A 17,114-nucleotide genomic window follows, 5' to 3' on the forward strand; every position below is an offset into this window, starting at 1 on the left:
ACCGTTCCGGAAAAGCCGAGCCTATACCGTTGCGCGCGGATCACCAAGCCCGTTCGCCTCATGCGCGCGCTTGCCCTGCGGCCGTTCCGGCGCGGTGCGCGCCGCCGACGCCATCGGCCGATCCTCGCCGAGCAGCCAGGCCTGGAGCTGCCGCCGGGCCCGGAACACGCGGCTCTTCGCCGTGCCGACGGCGCAGCCCGTCGCGCCCGCCACCTCCTCGTAGCTCAGGCCCTGGAGCACGACCATGAACAGCGCCTCGCGCTGGTCGGTCGGCAGCCGGCCGAGGGCCCGGCTGAGCTCCTTGAGCACCATGCGGTCCTCGTGCGCGCCGCTGACCGCGAAGGAGGCCATCGGCACGTCGTCGATGTCGGTGGTCTCGCGCTGCTTGCGCAGGGTCGAAATGAAGCGGTTGCGCAGGATCCGGTGCATCCAGGCCGCGAAGTTGGTGCCGGGGGTGAAGCTGTCCTGCGCGGCGAGGGCGTTGGCCACCGCGTCCTGCACCAGGTCCTCGGCCGCCGCGCGGTTGCGCGTCAGTGCAAGCGCCTGGATGCGCAGCTTCGGCAGGAGCGCGATGAGCTGGTCGTGGAATTCGTCGTGCATCGAACATGGGTCCCCGCGTCGTGTAGAGGGGGAATGCCGCGGACGTCCGGGTTGTTGCCTCGCGCCGCGTCACAGCGCCGCGAGCGGCTCGGCGCTGCGCGGCGCGGGCGGCGGGTCGCCCTCGAGCGCCGCGGCGAGCCTCCTGCGACCGCGGCTGACCCGGGCCTTCATGGTGCCGATCGGAACGTTGCAGACCGTGGCCGCCTCCGCGTAGGAGAGGCCGCGCGCGCCGACCAGCACCAGCGCCTCGCGCAGCGGGGGCGGCAGCGCGGCGAGGGCGCGCGCGAGGTCCTGCATGCCTGCCTCGTGCTCCTGCGCCGGCGGGCGGCCCTCCCCCGGCTGTCCGGCGGAGGAGACGGCCAACCGCGCCGCCTCGCGGCGGCGCCGGCGATGGGCCTCGTGGAAGGTGTTGCGCAGCACCGCGAAGGCCCAGGCGCGCAGCTCGGCGGCAGGGTCCGGACCCGGGCGGAATGCGCCCGGAGCCCGCAGCATGCGCAGCAGCGCCTCCTGCACCAGGTCGTCGGCTTCGCTCCGCGATCCGGCGAGTAGGCGGGCGAGGGCGCGCAACTCCGGCAACATTCCCGCGAGCGCGGCACGCTGATCGAAGGCGTCGGCTTGTTGTGCCACGATCCTGTGCATATCAACGCGGGCCGGGCCGTGACAGGCTGTCGTTGCCCGCGGGGGATGAAAAGACGATGAGCGCTACCGGTGCGGAGCCGCGGGCGGCACTGATCCGCTCGCTTCCCTACGCGCGGCGCTTCGCGCGCGCGCTGGTGGGCGGACAGCGCGACGGCGACGCGCTGGTCGCGCGGGCGCTGCGCGAGGTGCTGGACGCGGCGGCCTCCCGGGGCGGCGACGGCCGGGCGACGGCGGAGCTGGCCGTGGACGCGACCGCGCGCATCGCGCTCTACCGCGCCGTCGGGCGGCTCGTGCCGGACGCGCCCGGGGCCGCGGACGGGGGGCTGCCCGTCCTGCAGCGCAAGCTCCTGCTGCTGACGGCGCTGGAGGAGCTCGACATCGAGGACGCGGCGGCGGCGGCCGACCTCGATCCGGAGCGGGCGTCGCAGGAGCTCGCTCGGGCACGCGAGACGCTGCGCTCCAGGGCGACGGAGCGCGTTCTGATCATCGAGGACGAGCCGATCATCGCGATGGACATCCAGGCGCTGGTCGAGGGCTGCGGCCACACCGTGGTCGGCATCGCCGGCAGCGAGGAGGAGGCCGTCGCCATCGCCGAGGTCGAGAAGCCCGGCCTCGTGCTCGCCGACATCAACCTGGGCGCCGGCGGCGACGGAACCGCCGCGGTGGCGCGCATCCTCGAGCGCCACCGGGCGCCGGTGATCTTCGTGACCGCCTATCCCGAGCGCCTGCTGACCGGCGAGGCGGTCGAGCCCGCCTTCGTCATCACCAAGCCCTTCGACCCGACCACGCTCGCCATCGCCACCTACCAGGCGGTCACCCGCGGCATGCGGCTGCGCTAGGCGGGCGCGCCGCGCGTCCGCCCATCCGCGCCGTGCCGCGGCGCCGATCGGGAGGCGCCGCGGCGACGGGCTCCCGTCCCCGGGCGGCACCGGCCGCGGCCGGCCGGGTCCGACCCGCAACGGCCGTTCACCGGCCCGGACCGCGGCGGCCTGAGGCCCCGCGCCGCCGCCTCAGGGCGGCGGACGGCATCCGGCCGAGACGGCCGCGCGATTCGCGCCCCCGGTCCGCGGGGCCTAGTCCGCGGGGACGGAGCGGCGCTCGCGCCGCGGGCGCGGGAGCAGCGGGCGCCGAGCCTGCCCGCTGCCATGCCTCAGGCCGCTGCCCGGCTCTCTGAGCGGGTCTTCCACAGGCTCAGCGCGATCGAGCCGCCGATGATCGCCGCCGTGGCGAACAGCGCGTACTCCACCGGCACCGCCTTCCCGCCGGCCACGTAGTTCGCCAGCATCTTCGCGCCGACGATCATCAGCACGATCGAGAGCCCGTGCTTGAGGTACCGGAAGCGGTGCACGATCCCGGCCAGGGCAAAGTAGAGGGCCCGCAGGCCGAGGATCGCGAACACGTTTGCCGTGTAGACGACGAACGGGTCGGTCGTGACGGCGAAGATCGCCGGGATGGAATCGAGGGCGAAGACCAGGTCGGTCAGCTCGACCAGCACCAGCACGAGCAGCAGCGGGGTCAGCATCAGCCGGCCGCCCTCCCGCACGACGAAGCGGTTGCCGCGGTAGCCCTCGGTCACCGGGAAGCGCCGGCGCAGCCAGAGCAGCACCGGGTTGTCCGCCGGGTCGGCCTCCGGCTCGCCGACCGTGCGCAGCATCTTCCAGCCGGACCAGACGAGGAACAGGCCGAAGCCGATCATGACCCAGTCGAATTCGCGCACCAGCGCGGTGCCGAGCAGGATCATCAGCGCCCGCATCGTCAGCGCGCCGAGGATGCCCCAGAGCAGCACCCGGTGCTGGTAGGCCGCCGGCACCCGGAACCGCGCGAAGATCAGGACGAAGACGAAGATGTTGTCGACCGACAGCGACCACTCGATGAGGTAGCCGGTCAGGAACTCGAGGGCGCGCGCCTGCCGCTCCTCCGGCGTCGCGCCGTAGGCGGTCCAGAGCCAAGCGCAGAACCCGAGGGCGAGCGCGAAATAGGCGCCGGACTTGATGAGCGCGGTGCGCACGGGCACCGGCAGCGGGTCGCCCTTGGCGTCCTTCCTCGCGAAGACGCCGAGGTCGAGCGCCAGCAGGACCAGCACGGCCGCGTTGAACGCGACCCAGAACCACAAGGAGGCCTCCACGCAGTCCACTCCCCTTCCCCGATGGGCGCGGTTCGGAAGGAGAGGGGGGACCTGCCGCCTGCCGGACCGCGCACGATGGCTCGTCGCGATCCGACATCGCGGGGCGGGCGCGGCCAGCGGAACGGCAGCGGTTCCGCGCCTGCCCGCCGGCCGCCAGAGGGGCCCGGATCAGGCACCCAGATGGTCCAGGAACGGATCGGCCGCAAGGGGGTGCCGCGCGAGCGCCGGCCGGCGGGCGGACGCCGGCGAGAATCCGGCGCCACCCCATTGCCTCGGCCCCCCGAACGCGCCATCTGCCGGTTTGCGCAGGCGGGGCCGGGACACTAGTGTCGGCGCCGGACAACGGGACAAGCGCCGCCGGGCCGGAGAACGGGGCGGCGCGCGCACAGGGATCGAGGCCGAGACGATGGGTTCCTTCAGCATCTGGCACTGGTTGGTGGTTCTGGCGGTCGTCCTGCTGCTGTTCGGCGGCAGCGGCAAGATCAGCAGCCTGATGGGCGACCTCGCCAAGGGCATCAAGTCGTTCAAGAAGAACATGAGCGAGGAATCCGACGCCTCGATGGAGGCGCAGGCCACCACGCCGGCCGCGCCGAGCCAGCCGGCCGGCACGATCGCGGGGCCGAGCGCCTCGGCGGCGGCCGGTGCCGGCGCGGCGCAGTCCGCGCAGCCTTCCTCGGGCACCAGCCGGCCCGCCGCCTGAGCGTCGGGGGGGGCCCGCCCCCCTGGCGCCGGATGCCGAGCGCCGCGTCCGGACGGCGCCCGGCAGGCCTCCGGAGGACGCGCGCCGCGACGGCGGATGGCAACCGTCCCGGCAGGGCCTGACGCGCGGCGCCCGGACCCTTGCGGGTCCTGACCAGCCGCCTGGTGCTCGCCGGCCGCGCCGGTGCGGGCGCTGCCCCGGGGCGGCAGGGCTCCGGCCGGCCTGCGCCGGCGGCGTCAGGCGAAGGTCAGCAGCCGCCGCGGCGTCCGCACCAGGATCTCCTCGATCTCATCCTCGCTGAATCCGCGGCGGCGCATCAGCGGCAGCACCCGCTTGTGGATGTGCCCGTAGCCCCAGCCGCCCCAGCGCGTCATGTGGGCGCGGTGGCAGATGTCGTGCGCGATCACCACCTGGCCGCGGTGGCCGCGGTCCAGCACCTTGCGGATCGCGCGCAGCCGCCCGGCGTCGTTCGGCATGTCCACGTCCGGGTTGAGCGGGTAGAGGCAGCTCTCCTGCCCGAACAGGTCCCACTCCAGCACCACGCCGGTATCGGCGAGGCGGAACAGCGCGTCGTCGTCGAACACCGTGCGGTCGATGTGGCACATGATGGTGCGCGACGGGTCGCCGCCGCGCGCCCTCACGAAGTCCATCACCTCCTGCGGCTGGTCCTGGCGGCGGCCGGGATGGATGGTGAGCGCCGCGCCGGTCTCCTGCTGCGCGATCAGCGCGCCCTGCAGCACGCGGCGCTCGAGCGGCGTCCAGGGGTTCTGGCAGCCGATCTCGCCGATGATGCCGGCGCGCACGGAGGTTCCCCAGGCGCCCTCCCGCACCTGCGCGACCATCTCCGCGGCGAAGCTGTCCACGCTCCGCTCGTGGTTGCGCGGGTCCTGGTATTCCTCGACGTAGTGGCCGCAGCCCATGACGATGTGGCAGCCGGTCGCCTCGCTGACGCGGACCAGCCCCTCCGGATCGGGGTCTATGCCGCCGATGGTCAGCTCGACGATGGTGCTGCAGCCGGCCTCGACCGCCTCGCGCACCGCCTCGATCGCGACGTCCACGCTGCGCTGGGTCAGGTTCGCGGGCGAGCCGGCGGTCGAGGTCATCATCCCCCAGTGGTTCTCGAGCCCGGGCTCCGGCCCCGGATCGCCGCCCCGCTGGGAGGGCGGCGTGAGGTTCCAGATCAGGTGCTCGTGCATCAGCGTCGAGCCGAGCGCCGCGGGGTCCACCAGCCCCCGCACCGTCTGCGCCCTGCCCCGCATCTCCGCCCGCGTCAGCCCGCCCATGCGCGTCCCCCTCACGTCCGCCGCACGTTCCACGGATAGGGCGAGGTGCCCTTGAGGATGCCGGTCAGCGTGCTGCGGTAGCCGGTGCGGATGAAGAACTGGCCGAGCGGCAGGATCGGCGCGTTCTCGAAGGACTCCTTCTGGATCTCGTCGGCCAGCCGCTTCCGCTCGGCCTCCGTCGGGGCGAGGAGCCACTCGGCGGCGAGCTGCTCGACGCGGTCGTTCCTGTACCAGCCGAACCAGCCGCGGTCGCCCTGGCCGCGCAGCGTCGCGTTGACCGCCGGATTGATGATCGAGATGCCGGGCCACCAGGTGTGGAAGATGCTCCAGCCGCCGCGCTCCGGCGGTTCCCTGCTGGCGCGGCGCTGCACGACGGAGCCCCAGTCGGTCTCCACCAGCTCGACGTTCATGCCGAGCCGGCGCAGCAGGTCGGCCGTGACGTGGCCGAAGGGGCCGATGGTCGGGAAGTCGGTCGGGTTGATGATGACGATGCGCTGCCCGGCGTAGCCGGCCTCGCGGATCATCGCCCTCACGCGGTCGAGGTCGCGCGGCCCGGTCAGCGGCTCGGCGCCGGTGCGGCTTTCGTACGGCGTGCCGCAGGGCCACATGGAATGGCAGGCGCGGAAGGCCTCCGGGTCGTTGCCCGTCACGCCGCGCAGGTAGTCCTCCTGGTTGATGGCGTGGAGCAGGGCGCGGCGCATGCGCGGGTTGTCGAAGGGCGGATGCAGGCAGTTGAAGCGCGCGATGCCGATGTAGCCGAGCGTGTTGGTGATCTCCACCTGCACGCCGCGGGCGCGGCGGAGCAGCGGCGTGAGGTCGGCGTTCACCTGCTCCCACCAGTCGATCTCGCCGGCCTGCAGCGCGGCGGCGGCGGTGGCGCTGTCGGGGATGATGCTCCACTCGATGCGGTCGAAATGCGCGACCTTGCCGCCGGCGGTGCGCGAGGGCGGCTCCTGGCGCGGCACGTAGCCCTCGAACCGGGCGTAGGCGGCGCGGCTGCCGGAGACGTATTCGCCGGCGAGGAAGCGGTAGGGGCCGGAGCCCACGATCTCGGTGACCTGCTGGAAGGGATCGGTGCGCGCGAGGCGCTCCGGCATCATGAAGGGCACGACCGCCGCGGGCTTGGCGAGGGCGTCGAGCAGCATCGGGAAGCGCGACTTCAGGCGGATGCGGATGGTGCGGTCGTCCGCCGCCTCCCAGGCGTCCACCACGGCGCCGAGCGACTGGCCGAAGGTGTCGCGCCGGCTCCAGCGCGCGAGGCTCGCGGCGCAGTCCTGCGCGCGCACCGGCTCGCCGTCGTGGAAGCGCAGGCCCTCGCGCAGGCGGATCAGCCAGGTGAGGCCGTCGTCGGAGACGCTGTGCCCCTCGGCCATCTGCGGCCGCACCTCGAGGTCCTCGGTCAGTCCGTAGAGCGTGTCGAACACGGTCCAGCCGTGGTTCTCGGTGACGGCGGCCGTGGTCCAGATCGGATCGAGCGAGGTGAGGTTGGCCTGCGGCACGAAGCGGAGCACGCGCGCGCGGGCTGGCTGGGCAACGGCCGGGGCGGCGAGGCCGGCGCCCGCCGCGAAGGCGGCCGAGGCGGCGGAGGCAAGGAGGTCGCGGCGGCGCATGGGGCGTGTCTCCTCCCGTCGGATGTCGGGGAAGAGCATGCCACCGCGCCGAATCGGCGCACAAGCGCGCGGGCCGGGGCGGCACGGCCGTTCCTCCCCCGGCCCCGCTGGACGGCGGGGCGCGCGCGTGCCCTTCTTGCGCACCGCCCGCCCGCGGGACGGGGACATCGGGCGGGCGAGGGCCGCCGGGGATCGGGCCGCGGCGGCCGGAACGGAACGGGGGAGAGAGCCGCATGACCACCAAGGCGCTGGCCGATTTCGTGGCGGGGCTGCGCTACGAGGACCTGCCGCCGCCGGTCGTCAGGCAGGCCTGCCGGGTGGTGCTCGATGCCGTCGGCTGCGCCGTCGCCGCCTGGACCGAGGATCCGGAGAAGGCCGCCGTCGCGCGTGACATCGCCCGCCTCTATCCCGCCTCGCCCGGCGCGGGCGTGATCGGCGCCGCCGGCGTCGCCGCGCAGCCCGCCTTCGCGGCGCTGGCCAACGGCATCCTGGTCAACGCGGCGGACAACGACGACACGCACAAGCGGGCGCTGCTGCACGTCGGCTCGGTGGTCGTGCCGACCGCGCTCGCCCTCGCCGAGACCGAGCGCCTGTCGGGGCGCGAGATGATCCTGGCGCTGGTCGCGGGCTACGAGGTCGCGGTGCGCGTCGGCATGGCGGTGATGCCGACGCACTACCGCTTCTGGCACTCCACCGCGACCAACGGCACCTTCGGCGCCGCGGCCACGGCCGCCAAGGCGCTCGGGCTGGATGCGGACGGGACGCGGCGGGCGCTCGGCCTCGCCGGCACGCAGGCGGCGGGGCTCAACACCTTCTTCGAATCCGGCGACATGACGAAGAGCATCCATCCCGGGAAGGCGGCGCTGAACGGCGTGCTCTCCGCGCAGCTCGCGCGGCTCGGCGCCACCAGCCCGCCCGGCATCCTGGAGCATCCGAAGGGCTACCTCGCCGCGTTCTCGCTGGAGCCGAGGCCGGAGGCGCTGACCGCCGGCCTCGGCACGGAGTGGGAGATCCTGCAGAACGGCTTCAAGTACTTCCCCTCGATCCTGGCGAGCCACTCGCCGATCCAGGCGACGCTCGCCATCGTCAATCGCCATCCGGTGGACCCGCGCCGCATCGCCCGAATCACGAACGAGACCTACCGCACCGTCACGACGCACTTCTCGAGCAAGGAGGTCGGCTCGGTGATGGCGGCGCGCGTCTCGGTTCCCTACTGCATCGCCGTCGCCGCCGTGGACCGCAGGCTCACCCAGGCGCAGTTCGCGCCGGGGCGGATCAACGATCCCCTGGTGCGCCAAGTGCTCGAGCGCACGGAGGTCGTCGCCGACGAGGCGCTCGACAGGCTCTATCCGGACAAGTTTCCCGCGCGCGTCACCATCACGCTCGACGACGGGCAGTCCTTCACCGAGACGGTGCTGATCCCCAAGGGCGATCCCGGCGCGCCGCTCAGCGACCAGGAACTCGGGGACAAGTTCCGCGAGAACTGCGCGGGGCGGATGGACGCGGCGCGGACGGACCGCCTGCGGGATGCGATCCTCGGCCTGCCGGACGCGCCCTCGGTGGCGCCGCTCCTCGGGCTGCTGACGGGCGCGCGCTGAACGATCCCGCGCCGCCGATGCCGCAAGGGGGCGGCAACTCCTGGCCGCCCCCCAGATCCGGAACGAGCGGCCCCGAGGCCGTCGCGCGGCCGAGCGCGCCTCGGCTCCGGGGCGCGATTGACCCTGTCCCGAATTTGATTAGTCTCCGGCTTCCTGGGCCAGCATGGCCCGAGCTTCACAGGGAGGAGGCGAATGAGGAGGCGAACGCTCGTCCTCGCGGCCGGCGCCGGTCTGAGTGCCCCATTGATCGCGCGGCCGGCGGCGGCGCAGGTGCGCCTGCGCATCTCGCTCGACACCAACCCGACCCACGTTCGCAACCGGAACGCCGAACGGTTCGTCGAGGAGCTGCGGAAGCGTGCCGGCGACCAGATCCAGGCCGAGATCTTCCCCAGCGCCCAGCTCTTCCGCGACCGCGACATCGCGCGGGCGCTGCGGCAGGGCTCGGTGGAGATGGGCATCCCCGGCACCTGGAACCTCGACGGCATCGAGCCCAACACCGCGATCACCTCGCTGCCAATGTTCTACGGCGTGCCGCCCGAGGTGGTGCGCCGCGTCGGCGACGGCCCGGTCGGCCAGCAGCTCAACGAGCGCATGGAGCAGCGGCTGCGGGTGAAGGTGCTCGGCCGCTGGTTCAATCTCGGCTACAACCACTTCTACGGGGTTTCGCGTCCGCTCAACAAGTACGAGGACCTGCGCGGGCTGCGCGTGCGGCATCCCGGCGGCTCGGCCAACGCGGCGCGCATCCGCGTGCTGGGCGGCAGCCCCGTGCTGATCCCCTGGCCCGACCTGCCGCTCGCGATGAGTCAGGGCGTCGTGGACGCGCTGATCACGACGCACGAGAGCGCCGTGACCTCCAAGCTCTGGGATTCCGGGCTGCGCTACTCCTTCGAGGACCGGCAGTACTTCTCCCAGTACGTGCCGATGGTGAGCACGCAGTTCTGGAGCCGCCTCTCGCCGGAACTGCAGACCGCGATGGCCGAGGCGTGGGAGGCGATCGTCGACGGGCAGCGGGAGCAGGCGGAGGCGGCCCAGGCCGCGGCGCGCGACACGCTGATCAGCAACGGCGTGCGCATGGCGCAGCCCTCGGCCGAGGAGCTGGCGGACGCGCGGCGCCGGCTCATGGCCGCGCAGGACGAGATCATCGCCGAGATCAAGATCGACCGCGACATGGTCGAGAAGGTCATGAACGAACTCCGCGCGGCGAATGTCAGTTTCTGAGGTCGCCGCCGCCTCGGCGCACGGGGAAGCCGCCGCCCGGCGATCCCTGCTCGACCGCATCGACGCGGTGCTGGTCGGCGGGTTCGCGGCGGCGGCGCTTCTCGTCTGCGCCGTCAATGTGCTGATCCGCACCGTCGCCCCGCAGAGTGCCTTCGACTGGGGCGACGAGGTGCAGGTCTACCTCGTCATCTGGGCGGTGTGCCTCTCCTTCGGGGCGGTGACCGCGGCCAACCGGCACGTCAGGGCCGACCTGTTCGTGGAACTCCTGCCGCCCGGCGTGCGGCGCGCGGCGCACGTCCTCTCCGACCTGCTGGGCTTCGGGATGTCGGCGCTGCTCACCTGGTACGGCGCCGCGGTGACGCTCGACGGCTACGAGTTCGGCGACCTGTCCACGACGACGCTTCGCTTCCCGCTCTGGATCTACCTGCTCGCGCTGCCGGTGGGGGCCGGACTGATGACGCTGCGCTATGCGATCCGGTTGTGGCGGGGCCTCTTCTCCGCCGGGCGGAGCGGCGTGACGTGACCGCCGCGGTCGGCGTCGCCTTCGTCGCCCTCCTCGTCCTCGGGGTGCCGATCTGGCTGGTGCTGGGCATCTCGGCCACGGCGCTCTTCGCGCTGGAAGCGCAGCCGCTGGTCGGCCTGGCGCAGAAGGTGATGGACGAGCTGAACTCCGCCACCCTGCTCGCCGTCCCCTACTTCGTCGCCGCCGCCGTGTTCATGGAGCGCGGCAACGTGGCGCGCGCACTGATCGGCGCGGCCGAGGCCTGGGTGGGCAGCGTGCGCGGCGGGCTCGGCCTCGTCTGCGTCGTCTCCTGCACGATCTTCGCCGCGATGTGCGGCTCCTCCGTCGCCACCGCGATGGCGATGGGCACCATCCTGGTGCCGGCCATGCTGCGCGCCGGCTACGAGCGCCACTTCGCCGCCGGCATCATCGCCGCCTCCGGCACGCTCGGCATCCTGATCCCGCCGAGCCTCGCCTTCGTCGTCTACGGCGTGCTGGCGGACGAGGCGATCCCGCGCCTGTTCCTCGCCGGCGTCATCCCCGGCCTGATGCAGGCCGGGCTGATCGCCGGTTGGATCCTGTTCTACGCCCGCCGCAAGGGCTACGGGCGGCAGGAAGGACTGCCGCTGGAGGAGAAGATCCGCCGCACCGTGCACGCGCTGCCGGCCCTCTCGGTGCCGGTGATCGTGCTCGGCGGCCTCTACGGCGGGCTGGTGACGGTGACCGAATCGGCGGCCCTCTCGGCCGTGGTGGCGATGCTGCTCTCGGTCTTCGTCTACCGCGGCGTCGCCGCGCGCGACTTCCTCGCCGTGCTCGCCGAGGCGATCCGCAATGCCGCGGCGATCATGATCATCATCGCGGTCGCGCTGGTGTTCGGCCACTGGGTGACCGAGACGGGCGTCGCGAGGCGGGCCGCCGAATTCGTCACCGAGCAGGGCATCACCTGGTGGCAGTTCCTCATCGTCGTCAACGTGGCGCTGCTGTTCCTCGGGATGTTCCTCGAGGTGTTCTCGGTGCTGCTGCTGACGATGCCGGTCGTCGTGCCGATGCTGGAGCCGCTCGGGATCAACCCCGTGCACTTCGGCGTCGTCATGGTGATGAACATGGAGCTGGCGCTGCTGACGCCGCCGGTGGGGCTCAACCTGTTCGTCATCGCGAGCATCGCCCGCGCGCCGCTCTCCGAGGTGGTGCGCGGCACGCTGCCGTTCCTGCTGCTGCAGCTCGGCCTGCTCGTCCTCATCACCTACGTGCCGATGCTGTCCCTTTGGCTGGTCAGCCTGTTCTACGGCTGAGCGGCCGGGGCGCGGCGACCGAGGGACGCCGGGGGCCCGCCGCGCGAGGGCCAGCGCGGCGCCCGCCCGGGGCTCAGCGCCGGGGCTCGATGACGGCGCTGGCGATGCGGTCGCCCGCGTCCCCGGCGGGCTGGCCGCGGCAGTCGTCGGGCCGGCGTGGACGACGAGGGCGGAGCCGTCGTCGTCGAACGGCGCGTCTCCCCCTCGGCGAGGGCCCGCGCGCCCGGGCCGCCGCCGCGCGACCACCGGCGGTCAGAGCAGCCCGAGGCCGCGCGCCATGGCCAGGCCGATCGCCACGGGCAGTCCGACCCGCAGGCTCCAGAGCCAGAGCGTCGCGCCGAGCCCGGGCGCGATCCCCGTCGCGCGCAGCGAATCCTCGCGCCGCCACTGCCAGCCGGCGGTCAGCGCGATCGCGATCCCGCTGAGCGGCAGCAGGATGTCGGAGGCGAGGAGGTCCAGACGATCGAGGAACGGCGCCGGGCCGGGCAGGTAGGGCACGAGCACGCCGAAGCCGAGCGCGGCAGGAAGGCCGAGGGCGAACATCGCCGCGGTCGCCACGGCCGCCGCCCACGGCCGCCGCCAACCGCAGCGGGCGATGAGGAGCGCGACCGGCACCTCGATCAACGACACCACCGAGGTGAGGGCGGCGATCATCAGAAGCAGGAAGAAGGCCACGGCGACCGCGCGCTCCGCCGGCATCGCGGCGAACACCTCCGGCAGCACGGCGAACACCAGCGTGGTGCCGTGCGCCGGATCGAACCCGTAGGTGAACACCGCCGGGAAGATCACCAGGCCGGCGACCAGCGAGACGCCCGTGTCGCCGATCACCACGGCGAGCGACAGGGGCACCAGGCGATGCCGCTCCGCGAGGTAGCCGCCGAAGGTGACCAGGATCCCCATCGCGAGGCCGATCGAAAAGAAGGCCTGCCCCACCGCGGCGAGCCAGGTCCGCGGCTGCAGCAGCGCCGACCAGTCCGGGCGGAACAGGAAGGACAGGGCACGGCCGGCCCCGTCGAGCGACAGGCCGTGCGACGCCAGCGCGACCAGCAGGAGGACGAACAGCGGCATCAGGACCTTGCTGGCCCGCTCGATGCCGCGGGCGACGCCGAGGGCGACGATGCCGCCGGCGATGGCGAGGGTCGCCGCCGGCCAGAACACCGCCTGCACCGGGTCGGCGAGGACCGCGCGGAACCACGTCGCGTAGTCCGCGGCCCCGGTCGCGAGGCCGCCCTGCGCGGCGTACCGCCAGAGATAATTGGCGACCCAGCCCGAGATGGTCGGATAGTAGCCGAGGATCGCGACACAGGCGGCCACGCCGAGCCAGCCGGTCCAGCGCCACGGTCTGCGGGGCGCGATGCGGGCGAAGGCGGCCACCGGGTCCGACGGGCTGCCGCGCCCGATGGCCACCTCGGCGATCAGCAGCGGCAGCCCGAACGCCAGGACGGCGACGAGGTAGGCCGCCACGAAGGCGCCGCCGCCGTTCTCCCCGGCGACGTAGGAGAAACGCCAGACATTGCCCAGCCCGACGGCCGAGCCGAGGGCGGCGAGGATGAACCCGCCGCCCGTCCGCCATTGTCCCGTCTCGCCCGCCGCGGCCATTGGCCCCGTCTCAGCCGAGGCCGACGCCAAGGGCGACGAAGAGGCAGGCCGCGCCGCCGGCCGCGCGCGCCAGCGTGAGGCCCGATCGGCGACCATGGGCGACCAGGACGAGCCCCAGCCCCAGGCCGTGCAGCAGCGCCGTGGCTGCCAGGAAGCCCACGCCGTAGCCGAGCGCGTCCCACTCCGGCGCCATCGCCGCGCCGTGCGCGTATCCGTGCAGCGCGCCGAAGAGCGCGGCGATCGCCAGTGCCGGTCCCGCGGGCGGGCGCACCGCCGCGGCCACGAGGCCGCCCGCGAGGATCACCGTCGCCAGGATGCCGGCCTCCGCCGCGGGCACGCCGATCCCCGCGCCGCCGGCCACGGCCCCCGCCGCCATCCCGGCGAGGAAGGCGGCCGGCAAGCGCAAGCGCAGCGCACCTCCCAGCAGCCCGGCCCAGAGGCCGACGGCGACCATCGTCGCCACATGGTCGGCGCCGCCGAGCGGGTGCAGGAAACCGGCCGCCAGGCCGGCCGCCTCGCCGGCGCCCGGGTGCGCCAGCGCCACGCCGGGCAGCAGCAGCGTTGCCGCCGACGCCGCCACGATCCGCGCGCGCATCAGCGCACCTCGCCGCCGGCCGCGGCGGTGCGGTCCGGGTGCGGAACGATGTCTGCAATTCCACTCACGCCACGATGCTCCTTCAGCTCGGCCGACGAGGACGGTCGCGTGCCGCGAATCCCGTGCGCCGCCGCCCGATCAGCACCCGCCGGCCGCGCCAGGTCAACCTCGGCGATCATCGGCACGCCGGCGCGGGCCGCATCGCGCGCCCCCTCGCACCCGCGTCTTCCGTCCGTGGAGGCATCGCCGGCGCGGCCGGCCACGAGCCGGGACGCCGACGGGACGTTCGGGAAGGGGCGCCGGAGCGGGCGCGATGCCGTTCCCCTGGCGGCCGTCCGGCGCGATCGCGGCGGACGGCGCCGGCGGCGATGGCCTATGCTCCGGGCGGCCGGGGTGCCGCGAGGACGAGGACGCGGCGGCCCGTGCCGGCGGAGGAGACGACGATGCGCGCTTACCGGTTCGACCACGTCCATCTGCGCACCCCCGACCCCGACGCGACCGCGCGCTTCTTCGAGACCATGTTCGGCGCCGAGGTGACGCGCGACGTCTATCCGCCGGGGACGCTCTACCCGGGGCAGCTCCGCGTCACCATGCGGCTCGGCGGCCAGACCGTGCTGCTCGCCCCGCCGCATCCGCAGGAGCCGACCGCGCCGGCGCCGCGCTTTCCCTACTTCGGCCTGGAGCATATCGGCCTCGCGGTGGACGACGTGGACGCCGCGGCGGAGGAGCTGAGGGCCAAGGGCGCCGAGGTCGCCATCGGCCCGCTGATGCGCAGCCCCGGCCTGCGCCTCGCCTTCATCCGCGGGCCGGAGGGCATCATGGTCGAGCTGGTGCAGCGCCGGTAGGCACCGCGCGGTGCGGCGGGCCTCCCGCCGAGGGGCGGGCGACGTGTTGTTCCGCGTCGCCCGACTGCGGCAGGATGGCGTCCCCCCGGGAGACGCCCAGCCATGCGCCGAAGCCTCGCCGCCCTGCTCGGCCTCGCCCTGTCCGCCGCGCCCGCCGCCGCACAGCACCTGCGCGTCGGCATCGCCTCGGACCCGGATGTGCTCGATCCGACGCTGTCGCGCACCGTCGCGGCGCGCCAGGTGTTCATGGCCATGTGCGACAAGCTCGTGGACATCGACGAGCAGGGCGGCATCGTGCCCCAGCTCGCCGCCGCCTGGGCCTGGGAGGAGGACGGCAGGGCGCTGCGCCTGACGCTGCGTCCGGGCGTCACGTTCCACGACGGCGTCCCGCTGGACGCCGAGGCCGCGACCGCCGGGCTGCGGCGCCACCTGACGGCGCAGGGCTCGACGCGGCGCGGCGAGATGGGCCCGGTGCGGGCGGTCGAAATCGCCGGCCCGATGGAGGTCCGCGTCCGGCTGGACGAGCCCTTCGCCCCGCTGCTCGCGGCCCTGGCGGACCGCGCCGGCATGCTGGTCTCGCCCCGCCAGGAGACGGTCCTCGGCGCCGACTTCCAGCGCGAGCCCGCCTGCGCCGGCCCGTTCCGCCTGACCCGCCGCGTCGCCCAGGACCGCATCGAGCTCGAGCGCTTCCCTGCCTACTGGGACGCCGGCGCGATCCATGTCGAGCGCGTGACCTACCGCCCGATCCCGGACGCCACGGTGCGCCTGTCGAACTTGCGTGCCGGCGCGCTCGACGTGATCGAGCGCATCAATCCCTCCGACGTCGGCACGGTGCGCGCCGACCGGCGCGTGCGGCTGCACACCGGGCCGAGCCTCGCCTCCTTCTACATCGCCGTGAACGTCGCGAACGGGCCGCGCGCCGACACCCCGCTCGGGCGCGACCCGCGGGTGCGGGAGGCGCTCGAGCGCGCGATCGACCGCGAGGCGCTGGTCCGGGTCGCCTTCGAGGGCCTGCACATCGCGGGCAACCAGTCCGTCCCGCCGGGCCACCCGTTCTACGCGGCCTCGGTCCCGGTCCCGGGCCGCGACGTCGCCCGCGCACGCGCCCTGTTGCGCGAGGCCGGGCACGAGCGGGTGCGCATCCAGATGCTGGTCCCGAACACCTCCGACTACGTGCAGGCGAGCGAGGTGATTCAGGCCATGGCCGCCGAGGCCGGAATCGACATCGAACTCGTCCTGCTCGAGACCGGGACGCTGCTGCGCCAGTGGACCTCCGGCGACTTCGAGGCGCTGATCATCCAGTGGAGCGGGCGGGTGGACCTCGACGCCAACATCTACAGCTTCAAGGCCTGCGGCCAGGCGCTGAACGGCGGCCGCTACTGCAGCCAGGCAGTAGACGCCGCGCTGCGCGAGGCGCGGACCAGCGTGGACCCGGCGCGGCGCGCCGCGGCCTATGACCGCGCGGCGCGGCTCTACCTCGCCGACCGTCCCTACATCTACCTCTGGCACCCGCGGCTGCTGATCGGGACGACGGCGCAGGTGGAGGGGCTGCGCATGGTGCCGGACGGGCTGATCCGGCTGCAGGGGCTGCGCGTGAAGTCCTGAGGCGGCGCCGCGGCGCCGTCGCGCTCAGTAGGGGCGCGAACCCCTGATCTGGGTGCGGTGCATCAGCCGGCGCAGCGAGGGATCGAAGGGGTCGCGGCGGTGCAGCACGCAGCGGTTGTCCCACAGCACCGCGTCGCCCTGCCGCCACTTCTGGACCCAGACGAAGCGCGGCCGGGTGCAGAAGGCCCAGAGCTCGTCGAGCAGCCGGTCGCTCTCCTCGGGCGGCAGTCCCACGACGTGGGCGTTGCGCCGCCGGCCGAGGAACAGCGCCTTCCGCCCAGTCTCGGGATGGGTGCGGACCATCGGGTGGACCGCGCCCGGGCGGTCCTCCGGTTCGTAGTGCTCCTCGTATCCCGCGCGCAGCTCGCCCGCACTGTTGCGCGTGGCGTCGTGCTTGCACTTGAGGCCGGCGAGGCGTGCGCGCATCGCCTCGGGCAGCGCATCGTGGGCGGCGACCATGTCGGCGAACCAGGTGTCGCCGTGCCCCTCCGGGACCTCGATGCCGTAGAGCAGGCTGCCGTCCGGCGGGATCTCGTTGTAGGACATGTCGCTGTGCCACTCGGCCTCGCCCGCGCCGAGGCCACCGATCGGCTGGCCGTCCACCACGATGTTGGAGATCACCGTCACCTCCGGCCGGTCCGGCTGGAAGGGCCGGCCGCTGCGCGTGATCGGCGCCATGTCCAGCTCGCCGAAGCGGCGGCTGAATTCCGCCAGGGCGTCGTCGTCGAGGTCCTGGCCGCGGAAGCGCAGCACCTTGTGCCCGAGCCAGGCGCGACGGATGACGGCGAAGGCGGCGTCGTCCACCCGGCGCAGGTCCACGCCGCGGACGTCGGCGCCGAGCGCGGCGCCGCTCGGCACGACCGTGATGCCGTCGGGTTCCGCGGTCATGCGCCCTTCTCCCTC

17 protein-coding genes are annotated in these 17,114 nt (G+C 73.8%); 8 read left to right on the forward strand and 9 right to left on the reverse strand.

What is annotated here, in order from left to right:
* Positions 1–21: 21 nt before the first annotated feature.
* Entirely contained in the window at positions 22–600 is a 579-nt protein-coding gene (locus IEX99_RS13075; protein WP_188900933.1) for a sigma-70 family RNA polymerase sigma factor, read from the reverse strand.
* 69 nt (positions 601–669) lie between these two features.
* Positions 670–1,239, reverse strand: a complete 570-nt coding sequence (locus IEX99_RS13080) for a sigma-70 family RNA polymerase sigma factor (RefSeq protein ID WP_188900935.1) — start codon at positions 1,237–1,239, stop codon at positions 670–672.
* 56 nt (positions 1,240–1,295) lie between these two features.
* Here IEX99_RS13080 and IEX99_RS13085 point away from each other — a divergent pair, with 56 nt between their 5' ends.
* The gene (locus tag IEX99_RS13085; protein ID WP_188900937.1) at positions 1,296–2,078 is read left to right on the forward strand and encodes a PhyR family response regulator anti-anti-sigma factor; all 783 of its coding nucleotides are present in this window, start codon (positions 1,296–1,298) and stop codon (positions 2,076–2,078) included.
* A gap of 311 nt (positions 2,079–2,389) precedes the next feature.
* On the opposite strand, the gene IEX99_RS13090 is transcribed toward IEX99_RS13085, so the two are convergent.
* Entirely contained in the window at positions 2,390–3,364 is a 975-nt protein-coding gene (locus tag IEX99_RS13090) for a TerC/Alx family metal homeostasis membrane protein (RefSeq protein WP_188900939.1), read from the reverse strand.
* 406 nt (positions 3,365–3,770) lie between these two features.
* Here IEX99_RS13090 and IEX99_RS13095 point away from each other — a divergent pair, with 406 nt between their 5' ends.
* The gene (locus IEX99_RS13095) at positions 3,771–4,064 is read left to right on the forward strand and encodes a twin-arginine translocase TatA/TatE family subunit (RefSeq protein WP_188900942.1); all 294 of its coding nucleotides are present in this window, start codon (positions 3,771–3,773) and stop codon (positions 4,062–4,064) included.
* 236 nt (positions 4,065–4,300) lie between these two features.
* On the opposite strand, the gene IEX99_RS13100 is transcribed toward IEX99_RS13095, so the two are convergent.
* The gene (locus tag IEX99_RS13100) at positions 4,301–5,362 is read right to left on the reverse strand and encodes a phosphotriesterase family protein (RefSeq protein ID WP_229678006.1); all 1,062 of its coding nucleotides are present in this window, start codon (positions 5,360–5,362) and stop codon (positions 4,301–4,303) included.
* Positions 5,359–6,957, reverse strand: coding sequence for an ABC transporter substrate-binding protein (locus IEX99_RS13105; protein WP_188900943.1), 1,599 nt, complete (start codon positions 6,955–6,957; stop codon positions 5,359–5,361). Before IEX99_RS13105 ends, IEX99_RS13100 begins: the two co-directional genes overlap by 4 nt.
* Positions 6,958–7,190: 233 nt before the next feature.
* Between IEX99_RS13105 and IEX99_RS13110 the strand changes: the two genes are divergently transcribed.
* The 4 genes from IEX99_RS13110 to IEX99_RS13125 all read left to right on the forward strand — a co-directional run bounded on the left by IEX99_RS13110 (position 7,191) and on the right by IEX99_RS13125 (position 11,567).
* On the forward strand, positions 7,191–8,555 hold the full coding sequence (locus tag IEX99_RS13110) for an MmgE/PrpD family protein (RefSeq protein ID WP_188900945.1): 1,365 nt from the start codon (positions 7,191–7,193) through the stop codon (positions 8,553–8,555).
* A 192-nt stretch (positions 8,556–8,747) separates the two neighbouring features.
* Positions 8,748–9,773 carry a TRAP transporter substrate-binding protein DctP gene (gene dctP, locus IEX99_RS13115; protein ID WP_188900947.1) on the forward strand — a complete coding sequence of 342 codons (1,026 nt, stop codon included), beginning with the start codon at positions 8,748–8,750 and terminating at the stop codon, positions 9,771–9,773.
* Entirely contained in the window at positions 9,760–10,296 is a 537-nt protein-coding gene (locus tag IEX99_RS13120; RefSeq protein WP_188900949.1) for a TRAP transporter small permease, read from the forward strand. The genes dctP and IEX99_RS13120 overlap by 14 nt, the downstream gene beginning before the upstream one ends.
* Positions 10,293–11,567 carry a TRAP transporter large permease gene (locus IEX99_RS13125; RefSeq protein ID WP_188900951.1) on the forward strand — a complete coding sequence of 425 codons (1,275 nt, stop codon included), beginning with the start codon at positions 10,293–10,295 and terminating at the stop codon, positions 11,565–11,567. Before IEX99_RS13120 ends, IEX99_RS13125 begins: the two co-directional genes overlap by 4 nt.
* A gap of 252 nt (positions 11,568–11,819) precedes the next feature.
* On the opposite strand, the gene IEX99_RS13130 is transcribed toward IEX99_RS13125, so the two are convergent.
* The 3 genes from IEX99_RS13130 to IEX99_RS13140 are packed head-to-tail and all read right to left on the reverse strand — an operon-like array spanning position 11,820 to position 13,946.
* Positions 11,820–13,166 carry a sodium-dependent transporter gene (locus IEX99_RS13130; protein ID WP_188900953.1) on the reverse strand — a complete coding sequence of 449 codons (1,347 nt, stop codon included), beginning with the start codon at positions 13,164–13,166 and terminating at the stop codon, positions 11,820–11,822.
* A gap of 10 nt (positions 13,167–13,176) precedes the next feature.
* Positions 13,177–13,761: a HupE/UreJ family protein gene (locus IEX99_RS13135; RefSeq protein ID WP_188900955.1), complete on the reverse strand. Its 585-nt coding sequence runs from the start codon at positions 13,759–13,761 to the stop codon at positions 13,177–13,179.
* Positions 13,761–13,946: a hypothetical protein gene (locus IEX99_RS13140; RefSeq protein ID WP_188900957.1), complete on the reverse strand. Its 186-nt coding sequence runs from the start codon at positions 13,944–13,946 to the stop codon at positions 13,761–13,763. The genes IEX99_RS13135 and IEX99_RS13140 overlap by 1 nt, the downstream gene beginning before the upstream one ends.
* 258 nt (positions 13,947–14,204) lie before the next feature.
* Here IEX99_RS13140 and IEX99_RS13145 point away from each other — a divergent pair, with 258 nt between their 5' ends.
* A complete protein-coding gene (locus IEX99_RS13145; protein ID WP_188900959.1) occupies positions 14,205–14,606 on the forward strand; it encodes a VOC family protein in 402 nt (133 codons plus the stop codon).
* A gap of 102 nt (positions 14,607–14,708) precedes the next feature.
* Entirely contained in the window at positions 14,709–16,211 is a 1,503-nt protein-coding gene (locus IEX99_RS13150; protein WP_188900961.1) for an ABC transporter substrate-binding protein, read from the forward strand.
* Positions 16,212–16,235: 24 nt separating this feature from the next.
* Here IEX99_RS13150 and IEX99_RS13155 read toward each other — a convergent pair whose 3' ends face one another.
* Entirely contained in the window at positions 16,236–17,099 is an 864-nt protein-coding gene (locus IEX99_RS13155; protein ID WP_188900963.1) for a TauD/TfdA dioxygenase family protein, read from the reverse strand.
* Positions 17,100–17,114 lie beyond the last annotated feature (15 nt).

Source organism: Caldovatus sediminis, assembly GCF_014644455.1.
Taxonomy (GTDB): domain Bacteria; phylum Pseudomonadota; class Alphaproteobacteria; order Acetobacterales; family Acetobacteraceae; genus Caldovatus; species Caldovatus sediminis.